We start from the raw sequence: 13,372 nt of genomic DNA on the forward strand, positions 1-13,372 counted from the left end.
TCAGTCATCCAGCGTCAGGGTAAAGGTCGGGGCGATACGGAAATTCGGGTCCGGCTTTCCAGTGTCGTACATGGCTGTTCCGATGGCCAGAAACTCGACGATATGATCACCCCAGACATGCGATTCTTCGCGCAGTGTCGTCCCGATGATTTCATTGGCCCCGACTTCCGCCGCATGAGCCGACATCCGCTCCATCGCGTGCTCGCGCGCCGTGTAGTAAGCCTGCGTGAACAGATCCAACTCCACACACTGCATGGCCTGTTTGAGCGTCGTCATCAGGCTCCGGCGCGGAATATGCTGCACGCAGCATCCCAGAACCAGATCCAGAGGCCGCCGCCCCGACCGCAGCGCCAGTGCAAAATCCTGCCCCGACAGATCGGATGTGAAGGGGCGTCCGTCCGGACGCCGATATCCAGAATGTCCTTCCGCATGCACGATCGCCGTCCCGAACGCCCGGAATTCCAGCATGCCGCTATCGGCAAGCTGTGAAATCTCCAGACGCGTTCCCACGATCCCGTCCGCACCAAGCTGCTCGGCCTCTTCGCGCATGATTTCAACGGCCTTCTCACGCGCACCATACATGGCGCCCGTCAGATCCGTCAGTTCATAAGACGTGTTGCGAAACTGCGTATTGGCCTGCACCTTCCAGATGCTGTTGCCCAGACATAACCCCAATGCCCGGAACCCGGCCTGCTCGACGACCAGCAGCTCGCGCACGCTGAAATCCGACGTCGCAACCCGACCGCCAGAAGCCCTCACCGGCGGCACCTGTCCACCACCCTGCGCTGGTTCGGAAGATCCACCCCCGCCCCAACCCGGAGGAAGCGCGTCAAAACCCGGAACCTGATCGAAGATACCCATGGGACTCCCGCCGTAAAATCCACAACATCACGAGGCCGCTCGGAACGAGCCTCAGAACAGATCATTCAAGCCGTCAAACAGACCATCCAGTCCCTCGACGGCCTCGCTGACAACCTCACCGCCGACTTCAAGGCCCAGAACAGCGGCCTCAACGCGACCATCCCTGCCCCGTTCGCCAGCCTCGTCCTCAACCTCGATCCGGTTCGAAACTCCAGCGAAAAGCGGCCGATGCTGCAAGCCAGAACGGACCACACCCTCCAGTCCGCAGACCATCGCAGGCGACACTGAACCCTGACCGCCGATGCGCCGATATCCAAGAATACTCACAGCCGCCCGAACCCGAAGCGACTTCACGACACCCCGTTCCGACTGCACCGTCAGTCCGACGATCTCGTCATGCCCCAGCGCCCCGTCCCAGTTCCGACAGGCCGGATCGTTCCGCAAACTCAGCGCCGCTGCATCTCGGGCCGACCGCTTGGTCTGCGTCAAAAGCGCGCTTTCCCCAATGCTGAACGCATCAAAAAAGCCTTCCAGAGGCCCCGTGTAGCGGATCTCTTCCCACGTCCCGACGCCGTAATTCACAGGCACGATCCCGGCTGCAAGCGCCACATCCAGCGTCGCCACATTCCACGGCACACAAGGGAGCACATCCAGACGTTCAAGCTGCGGCACACGCACGGCTTCCCCGTGCAGCATGAAGCCAAGGGCCCCGCCATGATGCTCAAGCCGGTATCGCAGGTTCAGAATAGCTCCCGCCCCCAACGCCCGCGCCTGCTCGCGGATTCGGTCCGTTGCCGTGCGCCAGCCTGCTTCATGCACGGCCTGCCAGTTCATCCCGGACTTCCACCAGGTTTCGGCATGAACATTCCCCAGCGGCACAATCGCCATGGACGGCGTCAGAAGCGCCTGTCGCACCGATCCCAGACGCACCAGAGGACGTGCCCGATCGCCAAGCTCGTGAAACGCCCGTGCCTCGGCCTCTTTTTTCGGAGCGGAGGACCAAGGGAACAGGCGCATCACGGCTGGAAATCCGTCAGTTCGGCAGATGCGTGACCCTCACCCGAAACGGCCAGCCCAGCTTCATGGATTTTCTGACGCAACTCTGTGATCCAGTCCCGGACCGGAACCTGCTTGCGACTGATCGCCACTCCACGCACCTCGTGGGCGATCTCGGCGACCACCCCGGCTCCGTCACGCCGGAGCACGAAAACCCGCGTTTCAAACCGAAGGGCAAGCTCCTCGATATCGACCGTGCGTTTCAGCCATCCTCGCGCCTTCCGCGTCACGGTTGCCTGACGCGGAAAGGCCTGCTCGCAGAAAGCTGCGAACTTTTCCAGAAAACGCTCCCGACCGCCTTCAGCGTCCCGGATCAGCGCCGCAAGATCGTCGATATTGCCGGTCATGAGCCCCTCTTCGACATCGGCTGTTACAGTTCGACAGGTTTCCTCTCCCGTCAATCAGGAAATTCCGCTTTCGAAAAGTCCGCATAAAAAAAAGCCCCCGGTCGCAATGACCGGGGGCTTTTCAGAAAGCCTGTCTTCAGACAGTCAAGCCGCCATCAGAAATCGCGGGAAATCTGCAGCCAGGCGTAACGGCCCATATACATGCTGCCATACAGGCCCTGCGCACTGTTCGTGGAACCGTCCACAACATAGGGAGGGTTCTTGTCGAGCAGGTTGTTCACGCCGCCGGTGAAGTTCCAGTCGTTGTAATGGTATCCGACGGAAATATCATGCGTGAAAATGCCCGGCGTCTTGACGCGACCATAGCTACCCGGGGACTGACGGTTATAGGCGGCGAGGTCCGTCTCACCATCATTCCACATCATGCCACCTGTATAATTCATCATATAGGTGAAGCTGAAATTGCCATGTTGCCAAGTCGCGGTTGCATAGTCACGAACGCGCGGCTGACCGTTACCCGTCGTGTACATCAGACGACCGGCAAGATTGTCCCACTGACCACCAGCCTGGAACTGCTGGAGATAGCTGATCAACTGCTGGAAGTTGTTGCTGATTGTCAGGACGTCATGCGGCGTGACGCGGATACGATAATCAAGATCGAAATCGATACCACCTGTCTTCAGACCACCCTGATTGACGTAAAAAGTGGAAACGTCGTTGATCTGCTGGGAAATGGACGAACGGTTAATATCCGAGCAGTAAGATTCGTTTCCACCCTGATAGCACTGATTGACGATATACTGCGGGCTCAGCGGCGAGATCAGGTTCTTGAGCGTGTAATGCCAATACTCGATAGACGCGGACAGACCCGGAATCCAGTGAGGGGTAAATTCTGCACCGAACGTATAGGTCCGGCCGGTTTCCGGCTTCAGCTTCGCATTGCCACCCGTCAGAGACGGAATCTGGCCGGAGTTCACGTCCTGCATGGTCTGCGGGCTGGAGACGCCGTGCTTCATGCAGTTGGCAATGACGGTCGGACTCGTAGCTTCCGTGCACGGATCGGCACCCGGCAGATAGTTCAGGTACTGGCCGCCATACAGTTCATACACGTTCGGCTGACGGAAAGACGTTCCCAGCGTTGCGCGGAGATGCACGTCACGAACCGGCTGCCAGTTGATTGAGGTCTTCCAGTTTTCCGTGTCGCCGACATTGTTGTAGGACGAGAAACGCCCCTGTCCGTCGATGGTCAGATCTTTTGCGAATGGTGCGTTATGCAGAAGGTTCAGACGGCCTTCGAGATAGGCTTCGCTGACGCTGAAGCCACCGCCCGTCGCACCCGACGGATTGGTCATGCTCAGACCAGCCGCGGCCAGCGGATCGGGATGGTAGGACAATTGCTCGCTGCGATGCTCCATCCCCAGAGCAATACCCAGACGACCACCATTCGCCCACGGCATCTTCACAACGTCGTTGTTGTTGATGCGGACGTTCAGGTCACGCATCTGATACGTCGCGTTGTCATGCGTATTGTAGTTGACGTATTTAATCTGCTCAGGCGTCAGCTTACCGAACGGATTGGTCGACAGCGTACAACCGGCAGAGGCCTGACAGACGGCAGGATTATATCTCACGCCGCTGTTCGGATCACTCGGATCAAGCTGCTGGATGCCGTAGGTGTTCAGCAGGTGCTGGTAATTGCCCATGTTCTCGCCGACATCAGCCATCTGGCTGTTGCCGTAAGTGTAGGACACGTCATACATCCACTTGTGGGTAATCTCGCCCTTGGCACCGAACATCCCCGTCACAGTATCGCTGGACGTCTCGGTGCGACGGTTTCCCATCTCGGTCAGACGGCGATAAAGCTGCACATCCTGCGGGTCGCCGGAATACAAACCATTCGCACCGGTTACAGTCGGATTGTAAGGGTCGTTTGCCGGAATCGTCAGAACGTTCGGCAACGTCGACGGCGGAACACTACCTGACGTGGGTTCAGCAGCCATGAACGTGGACGTCGTACGGTGCGAATACATGGCGTTCGAATAGACCGTCAGATGACGGTTGAAATCATAATGGAAATCGCCGTTAGCTGTCGCATCCTGCCAGGAATTCAGCAGCGAAGACTGACGGGCGAAGTTATAACGGTCAGAATTCGACCAATTATGGAACTGCGTACCGTTATTGCTCGTGCTCCAGGCGTAGTTACCATCAGCTGTGCTAATCTGACCGTTCGGCGGAATGGCCGAACCATATTTAACCGTCCCGCCCGCGCCCGGATTGTTCTGGGCGGCAGAATAGGCCCAGTCACGGTTGCGATTCATCACGCCCTGATTGGTCTGATACTGCGCGAACAGCGTCAGGTTGCCCTTGTCATGATCAAAATTCCAGCCCTTGTAGGCTGAAATCTGGCCATTTTTACCATCGCCCAAGTCGCTGATGCCACCATGCAGCGTGATGTTGCCGGTGTTCAGGTTATGCTTAAGCTTGATGTTGATGACACCCGAAACGGCATCCGCACCATAAAGCTCCGAACCACCGTCCTTGAGCACTTCGATGCTTGCAATCGCCTGAACCGGAATGGTGTTCATGTCCACGCAGGAACTGGTCCCGTTCGTGTTCAGCGTCGTGCGCTTGCCATCGATCAGGACCAGGACGCGCTGCTGACCAAGATTACGCAGATCCGCGCAGGACATGCCGCCGCCGCCATTGGTGCTGCTGTTATATGTTCCACCGGACCCCATGGACGGCAGACGCTGCAGGAAGTCCCCAACAGACGTCGCGCCCGTCATCTGGATCTGCTTGGACGTCACGATCTGGACGGGGTTCGCATTCTGGTTGTTGGACGAGCGCAGTGCAGAGCCCGTAACCACCATGCTTTCACTACCGCCTTCGACAGCAGCAGGTGCAAATATGGCTTTTGCTTTCCGCGTGGAAGCAACGGGTACGGCAACGGACGGTGCAGTAACTGGAGCGGCCACAGCAGGCTTTACGGCCTTGGAAGTAGTCGTCGAAGCGGCTGTCTTGTGATGCACAGCCTTGTGGGAACGGTGTTCCGGCTGTGTCGTAGAAGCGGCGAAAGCCGTTCCTGACAGGGTCCCAACTCCGAGAATTGATGCACACAGCAACAGGTGGCGACGAGATGTGCTCATCAAAGAACAAAATCCTTCAGAAGAATGTTGTTCCCTGTCTAAAGATCTCAGAGCGTGACTGTCACGAAAAATACATACCAGCCATGTCTTCAGAGGACACTTGAATGCAACATGTGTGATAAATGCAACGGTTATACCCAGCCAGGGTTTTGGTTTGGATTCAGTAATTAAACTGAAATTTAAAAAGCCCCTGACCCGAAGGCCAGAGGCTTTTTTGCAACAGATCTGGCATCTCGCCTCTTTCGTAAAAGAGGCGAGAGACGGACCGGACTTCGATTAGAAGTCCATATCGCCCATGCCGCCCATGCCACCCGGAGCGCCGGCCGGAGCCTTCTTCTCAGGGCGTTCAGCAACCATGGCTTCCGTCGTGATCAGCAGACCGCCGACCGAAGCGGCATCCTGCAGGGCCGTACGCACAACCTTGGTCGGGTCGATGATACCGGCCGCGACCAGATCCTTGTACTCACCCTTCTGAGCGTCGAAACCGAAGACATAACCGTCGTTCTCAAGCACCTTGCCTGCGATGACTGCACCGTCTTCACCAGCGTTGAAGGCGATCTGGCGCAGCGGAGCCTGCAGAGCCTTACGGACGATCTCGCCACCGACGCGCTGGTCGTCGTTGTCGAAGGTCAGACCCTTCAGAGCGGAGGATGCGCGGGCCAGAGCCGTACCACCACCCGGAACGATGCCTTCTTCAACAGCGGCGCGGGTTGCATGCAGGGCGTCGTCAACGCGATCCTTGCGCTCCTTCACCTCGACCTCGGTGCTGCCACCGACGCGGATGACGGCAACGCCACCGGCCAGCTTCGCCAAACGCTCCTGGAGCTTCTCGCGGTCGTAGTCGGACGTCGTTTCCTCGATCTGCGCGCGGATCTGGTTGCAACGCCCCTTGATGTCGTCGCTGTTACCAGCGCCTTCGACGATCGTGGTGTTTTCCTTCTCGATGTGGATCTTCTTGGCGCGACCCAGCATTTCGAGCGTGACGGATTCCAGCTTGATCCCGATGTCTTCGGAAATCACCTGACCGCCCGTCAGAATGGCGATGTCTTCCAGCATGGCCTTGCGACGGTCACCGAATCCCGGAGCCTTGACGGCAGCGATCTTCAGGCCACCACGCAGCTTGTTCACGACCAGCGTGGCAAGGGCTTCACCATCGACGTCTTCGGCGATGATCACCAGCGGACGGCCGGACTGCACAACGCTTTCGAGAAGCGGCAACATCGGCTGAAGCGAGGAGAGCTTCTTTTCGTGGATCAGGATGTACGGGCTGTCGAGATCAGCCGTCATCTTCTCCGGGTTCGTCACGAAGTACGGGGAGATGTAGCCGCGGTCGAACTGCATGCCCTCGACAACGTCGAGTTCCGTGTGCAGGCCCTTGGCTTCTTCAACCGTGATGACGCCTTCGGAACCAACCTTCTGCATGGCAGAAGCGATCATCTCGCCGATTTCGGTCTCGCCGTTGGCGGAAATCGTTCCGACCTGAGCGATCTCTTCTGGAGACGTGATCTTCTTGGTGTTGTTCTTCAGCTCTTCAACGACAACGCCGACAGCCTTGTCGATGCCGCGCTTGAGATCCATCGGGTTCATGCCAGCAGCAACAGCCTTGGCACCCTCACGGATGATGGCCTGAGCCAGCACGGTTGCGGTCGTGGTGCCGTCGCCTGCGATGTCGTTCGTCTTGGACGCGACTTCGCGGACCATCTGGGCGCCCATGTTCTCGAACTTGTCAGCCAGTTCGATTTCCTTGGCAACCGACACACCGTCCTTGGTGATGCGCGGTGCGCCAAAGCTCTTGTCGAGAACAACGTTACGACCCTTCGGGCCGAGCGTGACCTTGACGGCATTTGCGAGGATATCAACGCCACGCAGCATACGCTCGCGGGCATCAGCGCCGAACTTTACGTCCTTGGCAGCCATAATTCTTACTCCTGAATGAGGTTTTTACGAGAGGAAACGGGGACGGCTGATCAGCCGATCACACCCATGATGTCGCTCTCTTTCATGATCAGCAGCTCTTCGCCGTCGATCTTGACCTCGGTGCCGGACCACTTGCCGAACAGCACCTTGTCACCAGCCTTGACGTCCAGAGCCACGATCTGGCCCTGCTCGTTGCGGGCACCCGGGCCGACGGAAACAACTTCGCCTTCGGTCGGCTTGTCCTTGGCGGTGTCAGGAATGATGATGCCGCCGGCGGTCTTCTCTTCGCCCGTCAGGCGACGGACCACCACGCGGTCGTGAAGGGGACGAAACTTCGTCATGGATCGCTCCATTATTGGTCACACCCTTGTAAAAAGCAGCATGACCGGGTTGCTGCACTCAATGACTGCAGTGCATTTGGCACTCTCGTATGGAGAGTGCCAATGACATAGGCGCCCAACCCGTTTCCGTCAAGGTTTCTCGCTGTCGTTCCCAGACGGATCAGAAGAAAGTTTCCGCCCGTCAAGCTGGCTTTTCAGCCGCTGTTTTTCCATGTTTTCCGTCAGTTTCTGGCCCTTGGTCCGTCCATACAAACGACGATTGGCATCCGCAACCTTGGCATCCTCAACGCCCTTGCGGCGTTTGCGTTCCCGGCGGAGATTGATGACGTCGCTCATGATTCATGGCCTTTCGGGCATGACAAAACTGGATAGACAGACATGAAACACAGCCCATCGGACAAGAAAACCCCCGCATCAGGCCAGATGGTCAAGCTGGCAGCTTCAGATGGACACAGCTTCGGCGCGTGGGAATCCGGCTCGGCGGAGTCGCCCCTCGCCCTCATCGTCGTGCAGGAAATTTTCGGCCTGACCGACCATATCCGCAGTATCTGCAACGACTTCGCCGCAGAAGGCTTCCACGTCATTGCGCCCGCCGTCTTCGACCGCGCGAAAGCCGATATCGTCCTGCCCTACTCACAGGCTGGCGTGACAGAAGGCCTCGAACTTCGCAGCCAGATTCCGTCCGACAAGACGCTTGCCGATATTGCTGCCTGCGCGAAGGTCCTGCGTGATGCCGGACACAGGAAAGTCGGTATCATCGGCTTCTGCTGGGGCGGTCTGCTTGCATGGCTGACAGCGACCCAGACCCATAACGTGGACGCCGCCGTCAGCTGGTATGGCGGCAGCATCGGCAACCATGTCGATACCGCGCCGCATTGTCCCGTCGAACTGCATTTCGGCGGCGAGGATTCCTCCATCCCCCACACCGAAATCCAGAAGATCCGCGACGCCCGCCCCGAGGTCGAGGAATATGTCTATGACGACGCCGGTCACGGTTTCGGCTGCCCCGAACGCCCGAGCTTCAACCGTGACGCCCGCGATCTCGCCTGGTCCCGCAGCGTCGATTTTCTGAAAACACATCTCGCCTGAAGCACTCTCCCGACACGGTGACACAGACTGTCGCAAAACCGTGGAAGGGGTCTATACTGATAACAATCCCGGCGAATACCGCACCGGATCAGACAGGAGTTTCAAGATGAGCACCAATCCGCTCAAAGACGACCCCAAGCACGACGCCGCGATCCGTCACGAAGCGCGTCTTCTGTGGGAAGCCGATGGCAAGCCGGACTGTGGTCCAGAAGGCTATCTCGAAAAAGCCGCCGACCTGATCGCAATCAAGGGAGTGCCGCAGGGCACTCCGGTTAAGGACCTGCCGCCGGTGGAACTGGACGGCGTGGAAATTGATGATGCACGGGCAGGCATCGACCTGAACGCAGATCCGAACCATAATTTCGACTGATCAATGATATCCGCCGCGCCCGTTTTACGCAGGCGCGGCGTTCAGCAGAGCCTCAGCCCTGTTTCAGAACACGTCCGGCCACAGCATCGAGCTTGGCCACCAACTTCGGGTCACGTGCAGCCGGAGCCGTGATGATCGCATGATCAAGAGCACGCTCGGCACTGGCATCGACCGGGCGCTTCCTGCCCAGCACCGGAATGACAGCCTTCACAAGGCGACGCGCATTCTCCGCATTGCCCGTCATGACCTTCACGACAGCCTCGACCGTCACGCTGTCATGCTCGCTGTGCCAGCAGTCGAAATCCGTGACCATCGCAACGGTCGCGTAGTTCATCTCCGCCTCGCGTGCGAGTTTGGCTTCCGGCATGTTCGTCATACCGACTACCGAACAGCCCCAGGACCGGTAGAGCTCGCTCTCTGCGCGCGTGGAGAACTGCGGACCTTCCATCACCAGATATGTTCCGCCCCGCGTGAACGGAATACCGAGTGAAGCCGCTTCACCCTGCACCACATCCAGCACGCGCGCCGAAACCGGGTCCGCCATGCCAACATGCGCCACACAGCCCGTGTCGAAGAAGCTCTTCTCACGCGCAAAGCTGCGGTCGATGAACTGGTCCACCAGCACGAAATGCCCCGGCGGCAATTCTTCCTTGAGCGACCCCACAGCCGAAAGCGACAGAATATCTGTCACCCCCACACGCTTGAGCGCATCAATATTGGCGCGGAAATTCAGGCGCGACGGCGGAATGGGATGGCCCCGTCCATGACGCGGCAGAAACACGCACTGCACGCCCTCGAACGTCCCGAACAGCAGTTCATCGGACGGCTCACCCCAAGGCGTTTCGACCTTGCGCCATTCCTTGTTTTCGAGTCCGTCGATATCGTACAGTCCCGAACCACCGATCACACCGATGACGGGCTGGATTTCCTGTTCCGAAGACATGTCTGTTCCTGACTGTTGTTTGGTCCGCTCGCCCGTTCTGGACCACGAGAACGCCCGGCGCGCAACCCTCGCACGCCGCACACGCTCCTTTCCCGCGTTCAGCAAAATATTTTCACAAAACCCAGCGCTTTTACGAAATGAAAATGTCTTTGCGCCATCGTCCCGCCACGGATGGCCGCCACCAATGAGCGTCAGTCATGCATCAGCCAACTGTTCGACGACGGCACGATTTGCTAGGACACTGCGCGTAACGAAGTTTTGTCCTGTATAGACGGGGGAAGAAAAAATGGACCAGATCAGCCCCGGTTTCGCCGAAACCGTTCGTCCAGACGTACCTCACGACGCCCTCAAGCAGGACGCCAAAGCCTGGTTCGAAACCCTCCGTGACCGCATCTGCGCGTCCTACGAAAAACTCGAAGACGAGGCCGCCGAAGGGGGGTCGCAGGTCCTGCGCGACCGCACTGCCCCCGGCCGTTTCGAACGCACGGCTTGGAGCCGCCCCGAAGGCGGTTCAGGTGTCATGTCCGTCATGCGCGGCCGCGTGTTCGAGAAAGTCGGTGTCAATGTCTCGACCGTCTGGGGCGAGTTCTCCCCCGAATTCCGCAAAAACATTCAGGGGGCCGAAGAAGACCCGCGTTTCTTTGCAACCGGCGTCTCCCTCGTCGCCCATCCGTGCAATCCGCATGTCAGTGCCGCGCATTTCAACACGCGCATGATCATCACGACGAAGGGCTGGTTCGGCGGCGGCGGGGACATCACGCCCATGTTCCCCGACACCGCAGAAGCGCGGTCGGACGCGGACTATTTCCACAAATCGTTCGAAGATGCCTGCAACCGGCACAATCCGGAGCATTACCCCCGCTTCAAGGAATGGTGCGACCGCTACTTCCATCTGTCCCACCGCAACGAACCACGCGGTCTGGGCGGTATTTTCTACGATCAGTTCTCTACCGGAAATGTGGATCAGGACTTCGCCTTCACGAAGGATGTCGGCATGGCCTTCCATGATGCCTACCCCGCTGTCGTGCGCCGCCGGATGTTCACCCCATGGACCGAAGCGGACCGCGATGCCCAGCTCATCCGCCGTGGCCGGTATGTGGAGTTCAACCTGCTGCATGACCGTGGCACGCTGTTCGGTCTCAAGACAGGGGGCAACACCGAAGCCATCCTCATGAGCATGCCGCCGGAAGTCCGCTGGCCGTGAGACTGACCCGACGTGCCGCCCTGAAAGGGCTGGCGGCCCTTGGCGGAACCGCTCCCTTCCTGAACACCCCGGCCCGCGCCGGGACTCTGACGGATGTTCAGCTCCTTCTGGGCGGCACGCTCGCCTCCATCCCCGGCCAGTTCGCAGAACTGGCAAGTGGCGCCATTTCCCACACACTGGATCTGGCGACGCCTCTCGAACTGACCCCCGATATCGGACAGGACGGCGTTCGCGCCGCAAACCTGTTCGACGCCAACAGCGCGCCTGACGGCAATACGGCGCTGGCCTTTCCCGGCGCCACACTTCTGGCATCCCTGACAGGCGATTCCCGCGTCCATTACGATTTCGGACGCTGGACCCCGGTTCTGGTGGCTTCCACCACGACCGTCGTCATCGCCCGCGCCGAACTGCACAAGACCTTGCGCAGCCGCCTGACGGGTTTCTTCCACGATCATCCTGTCCGCCTTGCCGTCTCCCGCATTGGCGGCCCGGAACTGAATGCCCTGATGGGCCTCTCGCTTCTCGGCCTGCGCCCCATTCCCGTGCCCGGTTATGTGGATTCGTCAAACGCCCTGACCGCCCTGCACGAAGGCACCGTCGATGCCGTGCAGATTTCTCCTTACACGCTCGACCGACCGCTTGATGACGTCCTCGCCAACCTGCCCGAGGGCACGAGCGCGATCTATTACACCGGCGACCTGACCGATACGCATTCGACGACCATCCCCATTTTCATGGAAGCCTATCAGCAGGCGAGGCATCGCGCGCCCGAAGGGCCGTTCTATCACGCGTGGCAGGCCGTCTCCGCCGCGGCAGATACGGCCATGGCCATTGCCCTCCCTATGCTGACTCCGCCTGAGATCGTCGCGCAATGGAACCGCGCCTGCACGGCTGCCACGGCGGATGCCGGTGTGAGGCGCTGGGCCGAGACGCATCATTTCAAGCTGGTCACGGGCGACAACGCGGCCCCGTTTCTCTCACGTGCCGTTCCCGATCTGGGCGCCACGCTGGCCCTGCGCCGCTGGCTCTCCGTCAATACACCGCGCTGGCGCGAGGGACAGGAAACCCGCCACCTCTGACAGCATCAGCGACGGCGCGTTTTCAGCAGAATCCGGACCGATCCGTGATTGGCCGCATGGGGATGCACAACCGCCAGAACCATCGACCGCAGGTCACCGCGCTGAAGCCACATTGGCAGTTCACGACGGATCAGCCCGCTGGTCTGTCCACTTCCAAGCCCCGTCACCACCTCTACGCAGCGCCAATTCCGCACTCGCGCGCGCTGCATGAAGTCATACAGCCGCTCGAAGGCCTCCTGCACGACATAACCATGCAGATCGAGCCGCGCATCCACCTTCATCTGCCCGCGTGACAGACGTTTCCAGCTCGTATCATCCAAGCCCGGCGCGCGAACACCCACTGAAAGCTCCGCAGGACGCGGTTTCGGCTTCTCAGACTGTACAGGCAGGAAAGAGCGTCCCGTCACGGCAGGCATGGAGCGCGGTGCCTCCGATATGGACGCAGGAGGCTCGACCTTGACCGCAGGCGCCAGACGACGCGGGGAGCGCGGAGACCGCAACGGCTTGATATCGCGGACAACCATCCGCCACAGCGTCGCTTCTTCCTCCCTCAGATCCCGCTTCGCCACACTATCCTCACTTCCTGTCCGGCCGCCCTTGTCCATCAGACAGTTTAGGCCCCGAGCATGTAACGGCTTCGGGCATCATTGAACAATGTTCTTTCGGGACTTTCCGCCCGCGGATGCGTTTACGCCTCACGTTCCATTTTCCGAAAGAACAGGGCCATGAGCCATCTGACACAGGAAGAGCGCGACAACCTCCCCGACAGCGCCTTCGCCCTGCCTGAAAAACGCGCCTATCCGATCGATACCCGCGCTCGCGCCAGCAACGCCAAGGCCCGCGCCACACAGGAATACGAACGCGGCCTGCTGACGGCAGAAGAGCGTGAACGGATCGACAAGGCCGCTGACCGCCGCCTCGCGCAGGACGATTGATCGTCCCGCATCACTTCAGGCGCCGTCTCTTACATAAAGCCATTTTAAATTCACTTGACGTTAAGGACCATGCCGTCAGTCTCG

The 13,372-nt window shown here is 59.4% G+C and carries 14 protein-coding genes; 5 read left to right on the top strand and 9 right to left on the bottom strand.

All coding sequences use genetic code 11. The features are described 5' to 3' along the window. The 7 genes from JK213_RS01090 to JK213_RS01120 all read right to left on the bottom strand — a co-directional run bounded on the left by JK213_RS01090 (position 1) and on the right by JK213_RS01120 (position 8,004). Entirely contained in the window at positions 1 to 861 is an 861-nt protein-coding gene (locus tag JK213_RS01090; protein WP_194261503.1) for a heavy metal-binding domain-containing protein, read from the bottom strand. Positions 862 to 912: 51 nt separating this feature from the next. Then, positions 913 to 1,878 carry a hypothetical protein gene (locus JK213_RS01095; RefSeq protein WP_211571257.1) on the bottom strand — a complete coding sequence of 322 codons (966 nt, stop codon included), beginning with the start codon at positions 1,876 to 1,878 and terminating at the stop codon, positions 913 to 915. After that, entirely contained in the window at positions 1,878 to 2,264 is a 387-nt protein-coding gene (locus JK213_RS01100) for a hypothetical protein (protein ID WP_194261505.1), read from the bottom strand. Before JK213_RS01100 ends, JK213_RS01095 begins: the two co-directional genes overlap by 1 nt. Before the next feature lie 155 nt (positions 2,265 to 2,419). After that, entirely contained in the window at positions 2,420 to 5,410 is a 2,991-nt protein-coding gene (locus JK213_RS01105) for a TonB-dependent receptor domain-containing protein (protein WP_194261506.1), read from the bottom strand. A 276-nt stretch (positions 5,411 to 5,686) separates the two neighbouring features. Beyond that, the gene (groL, locus tag JK213_RS01110) at positions 5,687 to 7,327 is read right to left on the bottom strand and encodes a chaperonin GroEL (RefSeq protein WP_062495641.1); all 1,641 of its coding nucleotides are present in this window, start codon (positions 7,325 to 7,327) and stop codon (positions 5,687 to 5,689) included. A gap of 50 nt (positions 7,328 to 7,377) precedes the next feature. Further along, positions 7,378 to 7,668 (bottom strand): co-chaperone GroES, encoded by a 291-nt coding sequence (gene groES, locus JK213_RS01115; RefSeq protein WP_062027127.1) that lies wholly within the window; start codon positions 7,666 to 7,668, stop codon positions 7,378 to 7,380. 129 nt (positions 7,669 to 7,797) lie between these two features. Further along, positions 7,798 to 8,004, bottom strand: coding sequence for a DUF4169 family protein (locus tag JK213_RS01120; protein ID WP_194261507.1), 207 nt, complete (start codon positions 8,002 to 8,004; stop codon positions 7,798 to 7,800). 42 nt (positions 8,005 to 8,046) lie between these two features. On the opposite strand from JK213_RS01120, the gene JK213_RS01125 reads away from it, so the two are divergent. Continuing rightward, positions 8,047 to 8,757, top strand: coding sequence for a dienelactone hydrolase family protein (locus tag JK213_RS01125; protein WP_228125343.1), 711 nt, complete (start codon positions 8,047 to 8,049; stop codon positions 8,755 to 8,757). A 106-nt stretch (positions 8,758 to 8,863) separates the two neighbouring features. Further along, a complete protein-coding gene (locus tag JK213_RS01130; protein WP_228125344.1) occupies positions 8,864 to 9,127 on the top strand; it encodes a hypothetical protein in 264 nt (87 codons plus the stop codon). Positions 9,128 to 9,179: 52 nt separating this feature from the next. Here the strand turns inward: JK213_RS01130 and JK213_RS01135 are convergent, their stop codons facing one another. Next, on the bottom strand, positions 9,180 to 10,070 hold the full coding sequence (locus JK213_RS01135; protein ID WP_194261508.1) for an S-methyl-5'-thioadenosine phosphorylase: 891 nt from the start codon (positions 10,068 to 10,070) through the stop codon (positions 9,180 to 9,182). Between the two features lie 286 nt (positions 10,071 to 10,356). Here JK213_RS01135 and hemF point away from each other — a divergent pair, with 286 nt between their 5' ends. Beyond that, entirely contained in the window at positions 10,357 to 11,274 is a 918-nt protein-coding gene (gene hemF, locus JK213_RS01140) for an oxygen-dependent coproporphyrinogen oxidase (protein ID WP_194261509.1), read from the top strand. Continuing rightward, positions 11,271 to 12,353 carry a hypothetical protein gene (locus JK213_RS01145; RefSeq protein ID WP_194261510.1) on the top strand — a complete coding sequence of 361 codons (1,083 nt, stop codon included), beginning with the start codon at positions 11,271 to 11,273 and terminating at the stop codon, positions 12,351 to 12,353. The genes hemF and JK213_RS01145 overlap by 4 nt, the downstream gene beginning before the upstream one ends. A gap of 5 nt (positions 12,354 to 12,358) precedes the next feature. On the opposite strand, the gene JK213_RS01150 is transcribed toward JK213_RS01145, so the two are convergent. Beyond that, positions 12,359 to 12,922: a Smr/MutS family protein gene (locus JK213_RS01150; protein WP_322783023.1), complete on the bottom strand. Its 564-nt coding sequence runs from the start codon at positions 12,920 to 12,922 to the stop codon at positions 12,359 to 12,361. Positions 12,923 to 13,078: 156 nt separating this feature from the next. On the opposite strand from JK213_RS01150, the gene JK213_RS01155 reads away from it, so the two are divergent. Further along, entirely contained in the window at positions 13,079 to 13,288 is a 210-nt protein-coding gene (locus JK213_RS01155) for a hypothetical protein (protein ID WP_194261511.1), read from the top strand. The last annotated feature ends 84 nt before the right edge of the window (positions 13,289 to 13,372 follow it).

Origin of the sequence: Gluconobacter sp. Dm-44, from assembly GCF_018256175.1 — a bacterium.
GTDB classification, from domain to species: Bacteria; Pseudomonadota; Alphaproteobacteria; order Acetobacterales; family Acetobacteraceae; genus Gluconobacter; species Gluconobacter cadivus.

Excerpts from the sequence above, each read along its gene's own strand:
- JK213_RS01090 (WP_194261503.1), bottom strand. The coding sequence starts at position 861 with ATGGGTATCTTCGATCAGGTTCCGGGTTTTGACGCGCTTCCTCCGGGT.
- JK213_RS01135 (WP_194261508.1), bottom strand. The coding sequence starts at position 10,070 with ATGTCTTCGGAACAGGAAATCCAGCCCGTCATCGGTGTGATCGGTGGT.
- JK213_RS01155 (WP_194261511.1), top strand. The coding sequence starts at position 13,079 with ATGAGCCATCTGACACAGGAAGAGCGCGACAACCTCCCCGACAGCGCC.
- hemF (WP_194261509.1), top strand. The coding sequence starts at position 10,357 with ATGGACCAGATCAGCCCCGGTTTCGCCGAAACCGTTCGTCCAGACGTA.
- JK213_RS01130 (WP_228125344.1), top strand. The coding sequence starts at position 8,864 with ATGAGCACCAATCCGCTCAAAGACGACCCCAAGCACGACGCCGCGATC.
- JK213_RS01095 (WP_211571257.1), bottom strand. The coding sequence starts at position 1,878 with ATGCGCCTGTTCCCTTGGTCCTCCGCTCCGAAAAAAGAGGCCGAGGCA.
- groES (WP_062027127.1), bottom strand. The coding sequence starts at position 7,668 with ATGACGAAGTTTCGTCCCCTTCACGACCGCGTGGTGGTCCGTCGCCTG.
- JK213_RS01125 (WP_228125343.1), top strand. The coding sequence starts at position 8,047 with ATGAAACACAGCCCATCGGACAAGAAAACCCCCGCATCAGGCCAGATG.
- JK213_RS01120 (WP_194261507.1), bottom strand. The coding sequence starts at position 8,004 with ATGAGCGACGTCATCAATCTCCGCCGGGAACGCAAACGCCGCAAGGGC.
- groL (WP_062495641.1), bottom strand. The coding sequence starts at position 7,327 with ATGGCTGCCAAGGACGTAAAGTTCGGCGCTGATGCCCGCGAGCGTATG.
- JK213_RS01100 (WP_194261505.1), bottom strand. The coding sequence starts at position 2,264 with ATGACCGGCAATATCGACGATCTTGCGGCGCTGATCCGGGACGCTGAA.
- JK213_RS01105 (WP_194261506.1), bottom strand. The coding sequence starts at position 5,410 with ATGAGCACATCTCGTCGCCACCTGTTGCTGTGTGCATCAATTCTCGGA.